We start from the raw sequence: 15214 nt of genomic DNA on the forward strand, positions 1-15214 counted from the left end.
CTCCGATCACTGCCCGAGGCGCTGCAGGATCAGCTCACGAACGCGGCCCGCGTCGGCCTGTCCGCGCATCTCCTTCATCACCGCGCCGATCAGTGCGCCGGCCGCGGCCACCTTCCCGCCACGGATCTTCTCCGCGACGTCGGGGTTGGCCTCGATCGCCCGGTCGACCGCGGCGCCGAGCGCCGAGTCGTCGCTGACGACCGCGAGCCCACGCTTGTCGACGACCTCCTCCGGGGTGCCCTCGCCGGCGAGCACGCCGTCGATGACCTCCCGTGCCAACTTGTCGTTGACAGTGCCGGCATCGACCAGGGCCTGCACGCCGGCGACCTGGGCGGGCGTGATCGGCAGCGCCTCCAGCTCGACCTCGGTGTCCTTGGCCCGGCGGGCGAGCTCACCCAGCCACCACTTGCGGGCCGCCGCCGGCGTGGTTCCGGCCTCCACGGTCGCCTCGACCAGGTGCAGCGCGCCCGCGCCGAGGATGTCGCGGAACTCCATCTCGGTGAAGCCCCACGCCTCGAACAGCCGGCGCCGGTGCTGACTCGGCGGCTCCGGCAGGGACCCGCGCAGCTCCTCGACCCACTCCTTCGACGGGGCGATCGGCACCAGGTCGGGCTCGGGGAAGTAGCGGTAGTCCTCCGCCTCCTCCTTGGACCGGCCGGACGTGGTGACGCCGGTGTCCTCGTGCCAGTGCCGGGTCTCCTGGGTGACCTTGCCGCCGCCGGCGAGGATTGCGGCCTGCCGGCAGATCTCGTACGTCAGGGCACGTTCGACCGACCGCAGCGAGTTGACGTTCTTGGTCTCGGTACGCAGGCCGTACGCAGTCTCGCCCTGCCGGCGCAGGGAGACGTTGGCGTCGCAACGTAGCGACCCCTGCTCCATCCGGACGTCGGACACGCCGAGCGCCCGCAGCAGGTCCCGCAACTGCGCGACGTAGGCCCGGGCCACCTGTGGTGCCAGCCGGCCGGCGCCCTCGATCGGCTTGGTGACGATCTCGATCAGGGGAATGCCGGCGCGGTTGTAGTCGACGATGGAGTAGTCGGCGCCGTGGATGCGGCCGCTGACCCCGACGTGGGAGGACTTGCCGGTGTCCTCCTCCATGTGGGCGCGCTCGATCTCCACCCGGAAGATCTGTCCCTCGACCTCCACCTCGACGACACCGTTGGTGGCGATCGGCTCGTCGTACTGGCTGGTCTGGAAGTCCTTCGGCATGTCCGGGTAGAAGTAGTTCTTCCGCGCGAACCGGCACCAGGGCGCGATGTCGCAGCCCAGGGCCAGCCCGATCCGGATCGCCGACTCGACCGCGCGGCCGTTCACCACCGGCAGCGAGCCCGGCAGGCCGAGGCAGACCGGGCACACCTGGGTGTTGGGGGGCGCGCCGAACTCCGTCGGGCACCCGCAGAACATCTTGGTGGCGGTGTTCAGCTCGACGTGCACCTCCAGACCCATCACCGGGTCGAAGAGCTCCAGAGCCTCGTCGTAGGACATCAGGTCGGTGGTGACGGTCATGATGCGTCGTTCTCCTCGCCTGCCGGCGCTGCTTGCATGACTGGCGTTGCTTGCGTGGCGGGTCTCACAGCTCCGGCACCTCCGCCAGCAGCGGGTGACCCCAGCGACGCTCGAACTCCTGCTCCACGGCGGCGCCCACGCGGTAGAGCCGGTCGTCGGCCATCGCCGGCGCCATCACGTGCAGCCCCACCGGCAGCCCGTCGTCGGGCGAACGGCCGGCCGGGAAGGACGCGGCGGCGTTGCCGGCCAGGTTGGCCGGGATGGTGCACAGGTCGGCGGCGTACATCGCCAGCGGGTCGTCCACCCGCTCGCCGATGCGGAACGCTGTGGTGGGCGTGGTCGGCGACACCAGCACGTCGACCTGCTCGTACGCCCGCTCGAAGTCGCGGGTGATGAGCGTGCGGACCTTCTGTGCCTGGCCGTAGTAGGCCTCGTAGTAGCCGCTGGACAGGGCGTACGTGCCGATCATGATGCGTCGCTTGACCTCGGCACCGAATCCGGCCTCGCGGGTCAGCGCCATCACCTCCTCGGCGCTGTGCCGGCCGTCGTCCCCGGCGCGCAGGCCGTAGCGCATGCCGTCGAAGCGGGCGAGGTTGCTGGACGCCTCGCTCGGTGCGATGAGGTAGTAGGCGGCCAGCCCGTAGGTGAAGTGCGGGCAGGAGACCTCCACCACCTCAGCGCCCAGGTCGGAGAGCAGGTCGACCGCCTCGCGGAAGCGCTGCTCCACCCCGGGCTGGAAGCCGGCGCCGCCGAGCTCCTTCACCACGCCGATCCGCAGGCCGCGCACGTCGGGGTTGCGGGCGGCGTCCACCACCGGCGGAACGGGCCTGTCGATCGAGGTGGAGTCCAGCTGGTCATGGCCGGCGATCACGCTGTGCAGCAGGGCGGCGTCGAGCACCGTGCGGGCACACGGGCCGGCCTGGTCCAGGCTGGAGGAGAAGGCCACCAGGCCGTAGCGGGACACCCCGCCGTAGGTGGGCTTCACCCCGACCGTGCCGGTCACCGAGCCCGGCTGGCGGATCGAGCCGCCGGTGTCGGTGCCGATCGCCAGCGGCGCCTCGAACGCGGCCAGCGAGGCCGACGAGCCGCCGCCGGAGCCGCCGGGGATCCGGTCGGTGTCCCACGGGTTGCGGGTCGGCCCGAAGGCGGAGTTCTCCGTGGAGGAGCCCATCGCGAACTCGTCCATGTTGGTCTTGCCCAGGACGACGACGCCGGCGTCGCGCAGCCGGCGGACGACGGTCGAGTCGTACGGCGGCCGCCAGCCCTCGAGGATCCGCGAGCCGCACGTGGTGGGCACGCCCTTCATGGTGAGGACGTCCTTGAGGGCGAGCGGGACACCGGCCAGCGGGCCGAGCGTGCCGCCGGCCGCACGCCGGTCGTCCACCTGACGGGCGGCGGCCAGCGCGCCCTCGGTGTCGAGGTGGAGGAACGCGTGGATCCGGTCGTCGACCTTGCCGATCCGGTCCAGGTGGGCCTGGGCGACCTCCACCGCGGAGGCCTCGCCGGTGCTGATCAGCTCGGCGAGGCGGGCGGCGGTGAGCCTGGTCAGGTCGCTGTCGCTCATCAGGCCTCCTCACCGAGAATGCGGGGAACGCGGAAACGGCTCTCCTCGACCGCGGGCTCACCGTCGACGACGGGAGCGCCGGACAGCGCCTCCTCGGCGGTCAGCCCCGGGCGCAGCTCGTCGGCGCGGAAGACGTTGGTGAGCGGCACCGGGTGGGAGGTGGGCGGAATGTCCTGGGCGGCCACCTCGCCGACCTGGGCGACCGACTCGAGGATGACGCCCAGCTGGCCGGCGTAGTGGTCGAGTTCGTCGTCGGTCAGGTCGATCCGAGCGAGGCGCGCTAGGTGCGCGACCTCCTCGCGGGTGATCGCAGGCACTGGAGTGCTTCCTTTACCTCGTTCGTGGAGCACCCCGGCGGATCGCGGAGCGCTTCTGGCTGATGTGGGGTGTTGCCGGCGGCCGGCGACGGCCGTAGGGCAATCCTAGGAGCCTACGCGGAGGCGCCCGCGACCGCCGCGAGCAGAAGAACCGCCGCGTCCGGACCCCGGCGCGATCCCGATCCGATCCCGATCCGATCCCGACCCGATCCCGACCCGATCTCGACAAGATCATGGTCAGGCCGGAGGGATGGTCCCGGCTTGGCCGGGTCTGGTCGCGTGAGGTCGATCGGTAACGTCCGCGCAACCGCGCGAAGGCGCCGATCGCGCCACAATGAGCAGCGTGTACCTGCTGCGCATCGCGCTCCCCGACCAGCCCGGCGGGCTCGGCGAGGTCGCCTCGGCCCTGGGCAAGGCCGGCGCCGACATCGTTGCCGTGGACGTGGTGTCCCGGGGCGCCGACGGCACCGCGATCGACGACTTCGTGGTGGAGCTTCCCCTCGGCGGCCGGGCCGACTCCCTGGTGTCGGCCTGCCTGTCGGTGCCCGGCGTCCGGGTGATCTGGCTGTCGCGGTACGCCGCCGGCGGAACGCTGCGTCACGACCTCGAGGTGGTCGAGTCGATGACCGAGCAGCCGGCCGAGGCCGAGCGGATACTCGTGCGGCACGCGCCGGTGGTGTTCCGCGCCGACTGGGCGTTCCTGGTGTGCCAGGACGGGAACTCCGGCAAGGCGGTGGTGGAGGAGTCCACACCGGCCGCCCCCGACCTGCCCGGCGACGACGCGCCCTGGCTGCCGCTGGAACGCCCGTTGCGGCTGGCGGTGCCGGCCGAGTGGGACAACCAGGGGTGGCGTCACATCACCGCTGCGGCCACCCCGATGGGCAACCCGAACCGGGCGCTGGTGATCGGGCGGTCCGGTGGGCCGGAGATCCTCGACTCCGAACTCGCCCGGCTCGCCCACCTGGCGGCACTCACCCAGACGGTTCGGCAGGCGCTCTCCCAGAGCTGAGCGTCAGCCCCTGAAGCTGACCGTCACTCCTGCTGTCCAGGCAGGGCTCGTTCCCGCGCCGCGTCCGGCCCCTCGGCCAGCAGCACCCGGAAGCCCTCCTCGTCGAGGATCGGCACGCCCAGGTCGCGGGCCTTGTCGAACTTCGAACCGGGGTTGTCGCCGGCCACCACGAAGGCGGTCTTCTTCGACACCGAACTGGACGCCTTGCCGCCCTGGGTCTGGATCGCCTCGGAGGCCTCGTCGCGGGAGAAGCCCTCCAGACTGCCGGTGACCACGACAGTCACACCGTCCAGCGGCCGCGGCCCCTGGTCGACGATCTCCTCGCGGAACCGCACCCCGGCCGCCCGCCACTTCTCCACGATCTCGCGGTGCCAGTCGACGGAGAACCACTCGACCACCGACGCGGCGATGGTCGGCCCGACGCCCTCGACGGCGGCCAGCTCCTCCTCGTCGGCGGCCGCGATCCGGTCGAGGTCCCCGAACGTGCGGGCCAGCGCCTGCGCGGCGGTGGGTCCGACGTGCCGGATGGACAGCGCGACCAGCACCCGCCACAGCGGCCGGGTGCGGGCTGCCTCCAGGTTGTCCAGCAGCCGCTTGGCGTTGGCCGACAGCGCACCGGACTTGGTGGTGAAGAAGTCCGAGCCCTTCAACTGCTCCGCGGTCAGCGCGAACAGGTCGCCCTCGTCGGCGATCAGGCCGCCGTCCAGCAGGGCGGTGGCGGACTGGTAGCCGAGCACCTCGATGTCGAACGCGCCCCGGCCACCCAGGTGGAACAGCCGCTCCCGCAGCTGGGCCGGGCAGGCCTTCGTGTTGGGGCAGCGCTGGTCGGCGTCGCTCTCCTTCTCCGGACGCAGCTCGGTGCCGCACTCCGGGCACCGGACGGGCATCTCGAACTCCCGCTCGGAGCCGTCGCGCAGGTCGGCGACCGGACCGACGATCTCCGGGATCACGTCACCGGCCTTGCGCAGCACCACGGTGTCGCCGATCAGGACGCCCTTGCGGCGTACCTCCGAGGCGTTGTGCAGCGTGGCGTACTCCACCGTGGAGCCGGCGACCTTCGTCGGCTCCATCACGCCGTAGGGGGTGACCCGCCCGGTCCGGCCGACGTTGACCCGGATGTCGATCAGCTTGGCGTTGACCTCCTCCGGCGGGAACTTGAACGCGATCGCCCACCGCGGCGCGCGCGAGGTGGAGCCGAGCTGGCGCTGCAGCGAGATCTGGTCGACCTTCACCACCACGCCGTCGATCTCGTGGTCGAGGGAGTGGCGGCGCTCGCCGTAGTCCCGGGCGTAGGCGTCCACCTCCTCCAGGGTGCGGCGGACGCCCACGTGGTCGCTGACCGGGATGCCCCACGCCGCGAGGGTGGCGTAGGCCTCCGACAGCCGCTGTGGCTGCCAGCCCTCGGTGCGGCCGATTCCGTGGGCGGTGAAGTGCAGCCGGCGGCGAGCGGTGACCCGGGGGTCCTTCTGGCGCAGCGATCCGGCCGCGGAGTTGCGCGGGTTGGCGAACGGCGGTTTGCCCGCCTCCACCAGGGCGGCGTTGAGCTCCTCGAAGTCGCGCACCCGGAAGTAGACCTCGCCGCGCACCTCCAGCACCTCGGGCGTGGGTGCGTCGGCCTTGGCCAGCCGGTGCGGGATGCTGTCGATGGTGCGGACGTTGAGCGTGACGTCCTCCCCGACCCGGCCGTCGCCGCGGGTGGCCGCGCGCACCAGCCGGCCCCGCTCGTAGACCACGTCGATGGCGAGGCCGTCGATCTTCAGCTCGCAGAGGTATTCGGCCTCGGTGCCGATCTCGCGCTCGACCCGCGCCGCCCAGGCCCGCAGCTCCTCCAGCGCGAACGCGTTGTCCAGCGACAACAGGCGTTCGAGGTGCTCGACGGGCTCGAAGTCGGTCGACCAGGTGCCGCTGACCCGCTGGGTGGGGGACTCCGGGGTGCGCAGCTCCGGATGGGCCTCCTCGAGCGCCTTCAGCTCCCGCATGAGCGCGTCGTACTCCGCGTCGGAGGCCGTCGGCCGGTCGAGCACGTAGTAGCGGTAGTTGTGCTCCTCGATCTCCTGGGACAGCACCGAGTGCCGGTCCAGCGCCTCGGCGGGGACGCCCGCGACCTTGGTCTTCGCCGACTTCGACGCGCTCTTCGCCATAGCCCGAACGCTACCGCCGCCCGCCGACAACCCGGCCCGCAGCGGCACCGGTCGCGGCGCCGTTCTCCCACACCGGCGTACCGGCCACGAGGGTGTACGACACTCCGCGCGCGAGCTGCCACGGTGCGTCGTAGGAGGAGGGGTCGGCCACCTCGTCGGGGTCGAACACCGCGAGGTCGGCGACCGCGCCGGGGCGCACCACGCCGCGGTCGCGCCAGCCCAGCCGGGCGGCCGGCAGCGAGGTCATCTTCGCAACGGCGGTGGGCAGGTCGAGCACACCGTCCCGCACGTAGTGGCCGAGCACCCGCGCGAACGTGCCGAAGCTGCGCGGGTGCGGCGTACCGGCGCCCGTGCAGTCGAGGATCCAGCCGTCGCTGGCGACCGCGACCGCCGGGTCGGCGAGGATCGTGCGGACGTCGTCCTCGGCCATCCCGTGGCTGATGATCGAGGCCACCCCGCGCTGGCGGCGCAGCAGGTCCACGGCCGTCTCCGCCGGCGTCCGGCCGACTGCCCGGGCGATGGTGGCGAGGTCGCTGCCGAGGTGTGCGCGGTAGGGGCCGTCCGGGGTGTCGGACAGTACGATCCGCTCGGGCAGGAAGGTCGTTCCCGTACGCGCGGTGAGGTCGGCGACCAGCCGGTCGCGATCCTCCGCGCGCTCCAGCCGCTCCCGCAGTGCCGCCACCCCGCCGTCCATCGCCCAACCGGGCAGCCGGGCGGTGAGCGTGGTGCTCGACGCGGTGTAGGGGTACTGGTCGCCGTGCGCGTCCACACCGTCGCGCCTGGCCTGCGCGAGGGTCTCCAGGACTCTCCCCACCCGGCCCCAGTTCGCCGGGCCGACAGCCTTCAGGTGCGAGACCTGCACGCGTACGCCGGTACGCCGGCCGACCTCCAGCGCCTCCTCCACGGCGTCGTCCAGCCGATCCCCCTCGTCGCGGATGTGGGTGGAGTAGAGCCGCCCGGCGGCAGCCACCGGCTCGGCCACCGCGGCCATCTCCTCCGCCCTGGCGTACGACGCGGGAGCGTAGATCAGCCCGCTGGACAACCCCACGACACCGTCGTCCACCGCCGCCGACACCAGCGCCCGCATCCGGTCCAGCTCGGCGGGCGTGGGTGCCCGGTCTGCCACGCCCATGGCGCCGACGCGGACGGCGCCGTGGCCGACCTGCAAGGCGAGGTTGACGCCGAGCGGAAGGCGTTCCACCGCCGCGGCGTACTCCCCCGCCCCCGACCAGTCCCACGGCAGGTCCGCGTCCAGGAAGCCGGCGTGCGCGCGCAGCTCGTCCTCGTGCCCGGACACGACCGGGAACGGCGAGAAGCCGCAGTTTCCGGTGACCAGGGTGGTGACGCCCTGGGCGACCTGGGTGAGCGCGCCCGGGGCGCCGAACACGGTGAAGTCCGCGTGGGAGTGCAGGTCCACGAACCCGGGGCAGACCACCGCACCCGTCACGTCGAGCCGGCGCCTCGCCCGCGTCCTGGGCACCCTGCCCACGAAGGCGATCCGGCCGTCCTCGACGGCCACGTCGGCAACGACGCCGGGCGCACCCGTCCCGTCGAGGACGGTTCCGCCGGCGAGCACCACGTCGTACATCTGCTGACCTCCGGGTCGCGGTCGGGTGGGTGTTCGGGTCGAGCTCAGGTTCGGGTCGAGCTCAGGTTCGGGTCGAGCTCAGGTTCGGGTCGAGCTCAGGTTCGGGTCGAGCTCAGGTTCGGGTCGGGCCGACCGTCAGGGCGGGCTTGCGGGTCAGGTCATGACCGCGAGCAGGACCGCGTACATCACACAGGCCGGAACCATCACCAGCCAGCCTGTCAACAAGACGTTGCGGAGGTTCTGCGAGCGGGCCAGGCCCATGGCGCCGATCATGTTGGCGTTCGGGAACGGGCCGTACGTGTCGCCCTTGGACGCCCACAGCAGCACGATGACCCAGGCGCTCGCCGACACCCCGAGGGTCGCGCCCAGCCCACCGAAAACCTTGTCCAGCAGGACGACCTGGGCCGCCGTCGCCCCGGGCACACCCACCCAGCCGAGCAGCCCGATCGCCACCGCGAACGGGAACGCGCCGAGGTGGGACAGCTGGGACCCGAACGTGTCCAGGATGACGTCGTACGGCTTCAGCCACTGGTCGATGATCCCGAACAGCGCGGCCAGCAGCCAGAACAGCACGAAGATGCTGAGCAGCCGGGCGCCCCCGCGGTACATCCGGCCCGCGATCTCGACGCTGGAAAGCCCGCCGGCGAAGCCGGTGACGATGCCGAGCAACGGCAGCGCCAGCAGCGGGAACGCCGTACCCGCGTTGGTCACCGTGGCGTAGACCACGCTCGCGACCAGCAGCAGGAGGAACGCCGCGGTGGCCCGTCCTGCCTTCGGGTTGCGGCCGGTGCTCGCGCCGTCGGAGGCCTCCTCCGCGGTGTAGAAGTCGTTGCCGGCGGCCGCCGTACGCCGCTGCATCCACGGCACGATCAGCATGGCCAGCGCGATCGACAGCACGGCCAGCGGCCCGGCGCCGACCCGCAGGTAGGTGAGGTAGTCGACGTTCGCCGCTGTGAGGATGGCGACGTTGGAGCCGGCGAACGGCGCCAGGGCGAGACCCGCGCACCCGCCGACGAACATCATCGACGCCGTGGCCGAGCGGGTGAAGCCCATCCTGGCCGTGATGGGGATCAGGATCGGCGCCGCGATGGCCAGCGCGCCGGCGAGCGTGCCGAGGCTCGCGACCAGCACCAGGCAGGCGAACATCACGCCGAACGTCACCGCGTGCCGGCTGCGTTCGCCGACCGTGCGCATGATCGCGCTGACGATGGTGTCGGCCACACCGGTGACGCGCAGCACCTCACCGACCCCGGCGCCCAGCACGATGATCAGCCCGATCATCGTCACCAGGTCGCCGAGGGAGGTGCCGAGGAGTTCGCCCACCTCGGTGGGCGGCCGGGCCGCGATCAGCAGGCCGGAGAGTACGGCGACGACGGTGGCGACCACGATGTCCAGTCCGAGCAGGCACAGCGCGGCGTACAGCAGGATCGGGAGCAGACCCCACAACGTCGGCGCCTGCACCACCTGGCCGACGACCAGCGAGGCGAGCAGACCGGCGAGCGCGATCACCGTGCAGATCCGGCGGCGCAGCGGCGGCAGCCCGACCGCGTACGCGTTGGACTCGTTGGACTCCCCCGCCTCGCCGCCCGGCTTGGTGGCTTCGCCTTCGGGTTTGGTGGCCTCCCCGCCGGGCTTGGTGGCGGCGTCGCTTCGGCCAGGTCGGGACTGGGACATGGCGCTCCTTCTCGGTGGTGCTGGTGTTTCCCTGTAGGTGCTGAGGGCCGCGTTGCCCAGGTGACGGTTCGTGGGTGAGGTCAACCGGCGGAGACGCGAGCCGTGCGCGAGGAGATCTCCCGTACGAACTCCTCGTCGACCGAGTGCCCGCTGCCGGCCTGCTTCCACGGCACGTCGACCAGGCCGTGGTCGGCGGTGATCGGCGGACGCACCACGTCGCGGGCGTAGTACTTGTCCGAGGCGGACACGTCGGAGGGCAGGGTGAAGCCGGGCAGGCTGGACAGGGCGACGTTCGCCGCGCGTCCCACTCCGAACTCGTGCATGCCGCCGCACCACACCGGAACGTCGTGGTCGCGGGCGAGGTCGTGTGCCGCGACGGCCGCGGTCAGCCCGCCCATCCGGGACACCTTGATGTTGAGGATCGCGACCGCTTCCAGGGCCAGGGCGGTGCGCAGGTCGTGCAGGTCGGTGACCGACTCGTCCAGGCAGACGGGAGTACGCAGGACGCGGCGCAGGCGAGCGTGCGCCAGCAGGTCGCGCGGAGCGAACGGCTGCTCGACCATCGTCAGGCCGAACCCGTCCAGCCCGCGCAGCGCGGCCAGGTGGTCCGGGTCCTCGGTGTAGGCGCCGTTGGCGTCGACGTGCAGGTCGAGGTCGGGGAACGCCGCGCGCACGGCACGGACCGGCTCGACGTCCCATCCCGGCGCTATCTTCAGCTTCACCCGCGGATAGCCCGCCTCGACCTGGCGGGCCACCTGAGCGACCAGGTCGGCGGGCGTCGGCTCGATGCCGAGGCTCACGCCGGCCACCACGCGGTCCCGGGTGCCGCCGAGCGCACCGGCCAGCGGAACACCGGTCGCGGTGGACCACAGGTCCCAGCACGCCATGTCCACACCGGCCTTGGCGAACTCGTTCCCGCGTACCTTCGACCACAGCGCGGGCACCTCGCCCGGGTGTGACCAGCCGGCGCCGACCACAGCCGGCAGGAGGTGGTGTTCGGCGACGTGCCAGCAGCTCTGCACGGTCTCCGCGCAGTAGTACGGCCCGGACGGCGAGGCGATCTCGCCCCAGCCCACCGCGCCGCCGGCGTCGGTCACCCGGACCAGGATGTGCTCCAGGTAGGCCTTGCGGTGCGAGCTGGTCTCGAACTCGTGCACCAGCGGCAGCCGGGCCGCGAAGAGTTCGGCGGCGGAGATCTGCATGCGTGCTCAGGCCCCTTCGTAGAGTTCGAGGTCGCGGGTGACCTCCTCGCGCCTGCGCAGGCGGCGGCGTGCTCCCTTGGCGCTGGCCGCCGTGAGCGTGGCGAGGATGTGGGTCGCCGCCGCGACCGCGGTCGGCGAGTCGACGTACGACGCACTGCGGGTGCCCACCACCACCGCGACCTCCGCCAGCCGGGCCAGCGAACTGTCCGGGTCGTCGGTGATGCCGACCACGGTGCCTCCTGCGGCGGCGAACTCCCGGGCCACCGCGATGGTCTGGCGGGTGTAGCGGCGGAACGAGAAGGCCACCAGCACGTCGTCGGCACGTACGTCGCACAGCACGTCCACCGGGCGGGCGGCGATGCCGTCGACGAGGGTGACGTTGGCCAGGCTGGCGGACAGGTCGATGGCCAGCAGCGCGGCGTACGCGGACGACTTCGAGCCGCCGATCACGAACCTGCGGCGGGCGGCGACGATCCGGGCGGCGGCCTGCTCCAGCGTTCCGTCCACCCGGATCCGACGGGCGGTCTCGGCCAGGTTGGCGGTCTCGTGGTCGAGCAACCGGTCGAGCAGGATCGAGGACGACGAGCGGCGCCGCAGCCGGGCGCCGTACCGCTGGTCGGGACTGCTCGGGTCGGGACTGCTCGAGTCGGGACCGCTCGGGTCAGGAGTGCTCGGCTCGGCGGACTTCGGCTCGGCGCTCACCGGGCCTCCACCGCGCGCGCGAGCAGGTACACCGCGGTGTCCGGGTTGATCCGGCGGCAGGAGGTGAGGACGTACCCCGCGTCCAGTGCGTTCTCCAGCGCGTCGGCCACCTGGTCGCGGACGTCGCCGGCGCGGAGCGGGTCCGGCCCGTCAGGCGCGCCCCAGCGGGCCGGGATCGCCAGCAGCCGGATGTCGGCGGAGGGGCCGGCCGCCGGAACCGCCGGGAGCGTGCGGACCGTTCCCCACTCCGGGCCGGGATCCCGGCCGGCCCGGGCAACCGGGTCCGCCGTCGGTCCGGGCAGGTCGCCGCCCTGGCCGGTCGCGCCGGTCACCTCGGTCACCTCGGTCACCTCGGAGTCGGTACGCCACTCCACGATCACCCGGTCGCTGCGGCCGGCGGCGTCGGTGAGGCCGTAGTAGTCCCGGACGAACCACCGGCCGCGGGCGCCGAGGACGTCGAGGTTGAAGTGCGCGTTTCGGGCGAGCATGGGGTCGTACGCCCAGCGCATCGCCCGAACGCCCGCCCGTGAGGCCTCGGCGGCCTGGGCCCGCTTGAGCACCCGGCCGACGCCCTTCCCCTGCGCGGCCGCGTCGACCACGGCCGCCTGGGAGTAGTGGTAGGTCGCGCCGTCCTGCGTACCGACGAAGCCGTAGGTGAATCCCACCAGGCGTCCGGACGGGTCGAAGGCGCCGAGCGCGGAGCCGCCGTTGCGCTGCAGCGCGACCAGGAGTTTCGGGGTCATCGCGGGGTCACCGGAGCCGAGGCCGAACACCTTGCGATACAGCCCCACGGCCTCCTCGCGCTCGCGCTGGGTGCGCAGCGGGCGGGCGGTGACGGCGGCGCCGGGCGCGGGCTGTGCCGGCTGTGTCTGCTGTGCGGGCCGCATGGTCTGCATGGCACCCCCGGCGAAGACCGACGACCGGCCGAGCCGGACGTCACACGATGCGTATGCCTGTCGGACGTGGTTACGGGCGCCTGTCAACACTGGCGAGGCGACCACCACGGGACGAAGATACGCGACAGATAACCGCGAGATGTCTAGCAGGGGTGCTACCCCCAGGTCAATGGCCGCACCCGGAATCCGTGGTCCAGAGCTGGTCTCGACCACGGTCTGGAGCTGCCTCGCGTGCGGGTCGGTGGCGGACGGACGAGGATACGGGTCATATCCTGCGCTGCATGGATTCCCTCGAACGGCTCGTGCGCCGGGCCCGTGAGCTCGAGCCGCGGATGCGCGAGCGGCTCGCCGCCTACGTCCACCACGAGACACCGACCGGTGACGCGGACGCGCTGAACCGCCTCGCCGAGGTGCTCGGTGGCCACTACGCCGAACTCGGCGCCACCGTGGCCGCGGTCCCCTGCGACACCGGCGACCATCTGCTGGCCACCTGGCCCGCCGGTGAGGCGCACGACTCCTCCGTCTCCGAGCAACCGCACGTCGTGGTGCTCGGCCACCACGACACGGTGTGGCCGGTGGGTCAGCTCGCCGAGCGGATGCCCTACGCCGACGACGGAACGCTGATCCGCGGGCCTGGTGTGTTCGACATGAAGGGCGGCCTGGTCGCGTTCGAGACGGCGATCGCGGTGCTGCGCGACTGCGACGTCCCACTAGCCCAGCCGGTGCGGTTGGTGGTCACCGCGGACGAGGAGATCGGCACGCCCACCGGCCGGGCCCTGGTCGAACGCGAGCTCGCCGGCGCGGCCGCCGCTCTCGGGCTGGAGCCGCCGCACCCCAAGGGCGGGCTGAAGACCGGCCGGCACGGGAGTACGCGGGTACGCCTGGAGGTCACCGGCGTGGAGGCGCATGCGGCGCTGGACCGCACCCGCGGAGTGTCCGCGATCGACGAGCTCGTCGACCAGCTGGTCCGGCTGCGGGGCGTCGCCGCGGCCGAGGAACACGTGCTCTACAACGTCGGGACCGTGCACGGCGGCACTCGCACCAACGTGACCGCCGGGAAGGCCCGCGCCGAGCTCGGCTTCAGGTTCGGGGACGCCGAGGTCGAACGCCGGGTGCTGGACCAGCTGACCCGGCTCGAACCCGTCCGCGAGAACGCCGGAGTGCAGGCTCGGATCCTCACCAGCCGCCCGGCCTGGGCCGGCACCGGCAACGAGGACCTCTTCGCCGCGGTGGTAGCTGCCGGAGCAAGGGTCGGGCAGCAGGTCCGGGGGTCGCACGCGCTCGGCGCGGCCGACACCAACTTCGCCGGTGCGGCCGGGGTGCCCGCGCTGGACGGGTTCGGCCCACGCGGACGCGGGGCCCACGCGGTGCACGAGGAGATCGTGGCCGAGTCGCTGGTCGAACGCGCGGCGCTGATCGCGTCCGTGCTGGCCTCCCCGCTCGGCCCGACGTCCCAGCCCGACGTCCCAGCCCGACGTCCCGGCCCGACGTCCTAGCTCGCCAGGTGTGCGGCCGCCTCCCGGGCCAGCTTCATCGCCGTACGCGCCCACGCCGGGTCGGCACCGGCCAGCCCGCACGCGGGCGTGACCACGACACCGCGGGCGACCTCGTCCGCGGCGAACCCCAGCCGCCGCCAGAACGCCTGAACCGTCCGGGCCACGTCGGCGTCGGTGGGTCCCGGCGGGCCGGCGGGGCGGGGTGCGGCAGCCGCACCGTCGGCCGCGGCCGCCGCGCCCGGCGCGGGCCGGACCGGCTCCTCGGGCCGCAGCGCGGGTACGGCACCGGCGAACAGCGCCACCCCGGCCTCGACCGCCTCCGACAGCGGGTCCGCGTCGGCCTGACCGAGCTTCTTCAGGTCGAACGACAGCCCGCGCGCCCCGGCGCGTACCAGCAACTGGAACGGCGTTCCGGCCGCGCAGCTGTGCACGACCGGCACCGCGTCGGCGGCCACGATCGAGGCGACGACGCCGCCCAGCAGGTCGGTCACCTCGTGCTCCTCGACCGGGCGGTAGCGGGAGAACCCGGAGGCCGTCGGCACCGATCCGCGCAGGACGGCGGGCATCGAGGGTTCGTCGAGCTGGACCACGAGCGACCCACCCGGCACCCGGCGGCGCAGGTCGCGCAGGTGGACCGTCAGGCCCTCCGCCAGGGACTGCGCGAGGTCGCGGCGGGCCCCGCTGTCGCCCACCACCCGGCCCCCGCGCGGGCGCTCGACCGCGGCGGCGAGCGTCACCGGCCCGGTGAACTGGACCTTCAGCGGACCGGCGTAGCCCTGCGTCAGCTCCTCCAGCGCGTCCAGGTCGCGGGCCAGGGTCGACCGGGCGCGGCGCTGGTCGAGTCCCTCCCCCGCGACCAGCCGCCAGCCGGCCGGCTGCAGGTCGACGCCGAGTTCGACCAGGAGTGCGCAGGCCCGGCCGATCATGTCCGCGCCGGGGCCCCGGCCGGGCAGCTCGGGCAGGTGCGGCAGGTCGGGCAGCTCACCCAGTACGACCCGGGTGGCCTCCAGCGGGTCGTCGTACGGCAGCGAACCGACGCCGGTCGCGGCACCCGGACGCCAGGGCATCTCGATGGGATTCGGCACGGGCAAAGCCTACGGGCGCCGGTGGCCGGCGGAC

12 protein-coding genes are annotated in these 15214 nt (G+C 73.0%); 2 read left to right on the forward strand and 10 right to left on the reverse strand.

All coding sequences use genetic code 11. The features are described 5' to 3' along the window. Positions 1–6: 6 nt before the first annotated feature. The 3 genes from gatB to gatC form a co-directional block, all read right to left on the reverse strand. Entirely contained in the window at positions 7–1506 is a 1500-nt protein-coding gene (gene gatB, locus BLU27_RS26200) for an Asp-tRNA(Asn)/Glu-tRNA(Gln) amidotransferase subunit GatB (RefSeq protein WP_092656248.1), read from the reverse strand. A gap of 64 nt (positions 1507–1570) precedes the next feature. Beyond that, positions 1571–3070, reverse strand: coding sequence for an Asp-tRNA(Asn)/Glu-tRNA(Gln) amidotransferase subunit GatA (gatA, locus tag BLU27_RS26205; RefSeq protein WP_092656249.1), 1500 nt, complete (start codon positions 3068–3070; stop codon positions 1571–1573). Beyond that, positions 3070–3387 carry an Asp-tRNA(Asn)/Glu-tRNA(Gln) amidotransferase subunit GatC gene (gene gatC, locus BLU27_RS26210; RefSeq protein WP_092656250.1) on the reverse strand — a complete coding sequence of 106 codons (318 nt, stop codon included), beginning with the start codon at positions 3385–3387 and terminating at the stop codon, positions 3070–3072. The genes gatA and gatC overlap by 1 nt, the downstream gene beginning before the upstream one ends. A 334-nt stretch (positions 3388–3721) precedes the next feature. Between gatC and BLU27_RS26215 the strand changes: the two genes are divergently transcribed. Next, positions 3722–4396, forward strand: coding sequence for an ACT domain-containing protein (locus BLU27_RS26215; RefSeq protein WP_241827648.1), 675 nt, complete (start codon positions 3722–3724; stop codon positions 4394–4396). A 23-nt stretch (positions 4397–4419) separates the two neighbouring features. Here the strand turns inward: BLU27_RS26215 and ligA are convergent, their stop codons facing one another. The 6 genes from ligA to BLU27_RS26245 form a co-directional block, all read right to left on the reverse strand. Then, the gene (gene ligA / locus BLU27_RS26220) at positions 4420–6537 is read right to left on the reverse strand and encodes an NAD-dependent DNA ligase LigA (protein ID WP_092656251.1); all 2118 of its coding nucleotides are present in this window, start codon (positions 6535–6537) and stop codon (positions 4420–4422) included. Positions 6538–6547: 10 nt separating this feature from the next. Further along, positions 6548–8125: an N-acyl-D-amino-acid deacylase family protein gene (locus BLU27_RS26225; RefSeq protein ID WP_092656252.1), complete on the reverse strand. Its 1578-nt coding sequence runs from the start codon at positions 8123–8125 to the stop codon at positions 6548–6550. Between the two features lie 153 nt (positions 8126–8278). Next, the gene (locus BLU27_RS26230) at positions 8279–9799 is read right to left on the reverse strand and encodes a Na+/H+ antiporter NhaC family protein (protein WP_092656253.1); all 1521 of its coding nucleotides are present in this window, start codon (positions 9797–9799) and stop codon (positions 8279–8281) included. An 80-nt stretch (positions 9800–9879) separates the two neighbouring features. Continuing rightward, positions 9880–11001: an o-succinylbenzoate synthase gene (gene menC / locus BLU27_RS26235; RefSeq protein ID WP_092656254.1), complete on the reverse strand. Its 1122-nt coding sequence runs from the start codon at positions 10999–11001 to the stop codon at positions 9880–9882. A 6-nt stretch (positions 11002–11007) separates the two neighbouring features. Further along, on the reverse strand, positions 11008–11703 hold the full coding sequence (locus tag BLU27_RS26240) for a MurR/RpiR family transcriptional regulator (protein WP_092656255.1): 696 nt from the start codon (positions 11701–11703) through the stop codon (positions 11008–11010). After that, positions 11700–12590 carry a GNAT family N-acetyltransferase gene (locus BLU27_RS26245; protein WP_157728810.1) on the reverse strand — a complete coding sequence of 297 codons (891 nt, stop codon included), beginning with the start codon at positions 12588–12590 and terminating at the stop codon, positions 11700–11702. Before BLU27_RS26245 ends, BLU27_RS26240 begins: the two co-directional genes overlap by 4 nt. Positions 12591–12880: 290 nt before the next feature. Between BLU27_RS26245 and BLU27_RS26250 the strand changes: the two genes are divergently transcribed. After that, positions 12881–14095 carry a M20/M25/M40 family metallo-hydrolase gene (locus tag BLU27_RS26250; protein WP_092656257.1) on the forward strand — a complete coding sequence of 405 codons (1215 nt, stop codon included), beginning with the start codon at positions 12881–12883 and terminating at the stop codon, positions 14093–14095. Here the strand turns inward: BLU27_RS26250 and BLU27_RS26255 are convergent. After that, entirely contained in the window at positions 14092–15180 is a 1089-nt protein-coding gene (locus BLU27_RS26255; RefSeq protein ID WP_241827649.1) for a methionine synthase, read from the reverse strand. The genes BLU27_RS26250 and BLU27_RS26255 overlap by 4 nt on opposite strands. Positions 15181–15214: the final 34 nt, after the last annotated feature.

This window comes from Actinopolymorpha singaporensis, assembly GCF_900104745.1.
Lineage (GTDB): Bacteria > Actinomycetota > Actinomycetes > Propionibacteriales > Actinopolymorphaceae > Actinopolymorpha > Actinopolymorpha singaporensis.

Excerpts from the sequence above, each read along its gene's own strand:
- gatB (WP_092656248.1), bottom strand. The coding sequence starts at position 1,506 with ATGACCGTCACCACCGACCTGATGTCCTACGACGAGGCTCTGGAGCTC.
- gatA (WP_092656249.1), bottom strand. The coding sequence starts at position 3,070 with ATGAGCGACAGCGACCTGACCAGGCTCACCGCCGCCCGCCTCGCCGAG.
- BLU27_RS26215 (WP_241827648.1), top strand. The coding sequence starts at position 3,722 with ATGAGCAGCGTGTACCTGCTGCGCATCGCGCTCCCCGACCAGCCCGGC.
- ligA (WP_092656251.1), bottom strand. The coding sequence starts at position 6,537 with ATGGCGAAGAGCGCGTCGAAGTCGGCGAAGACCAAGGTCGCGGGCGTC.
- BLU27_RS26225 (WP_092656252.1), bottom strand. The coding sequence starts at position 8,125 with ATGTACGACGTGGTGCTCGCCGGCGGAACCGTCCTCGACGGGACGGGT.
- BLU27_RS26230 (WP_092656253.1), bottom strand. The coding sequence starts at position 9,799 with ATGTCCCAGTCCCGACCTGGCCGAAGCGACGCCGCCACCAAGCCCGGC.
- menC (WP_092656254.1), bottom strand. The coding sequence starts at position 11,001 with ATGCAGATCTCCGCCGCCGAACTCTTCGCGGCCCGGCTGCCGCTGGTG.
- BLU27_RS26245 (WP_157728810.1), bottom strand. The coding sequence starts at position 12,590 with ATGCGGCCCGCACAGCAGACACAGCCGGCACAGCCCGCGCCCGGCGCC.
- BLU27_RS26250 (WP_092656257.1), top strand. The coding sequence starts at position 12,881 with ATGGATTCCCTCGAACGGCTCGTGCGCCGGGCCCGTGAGCTCGAGCCG.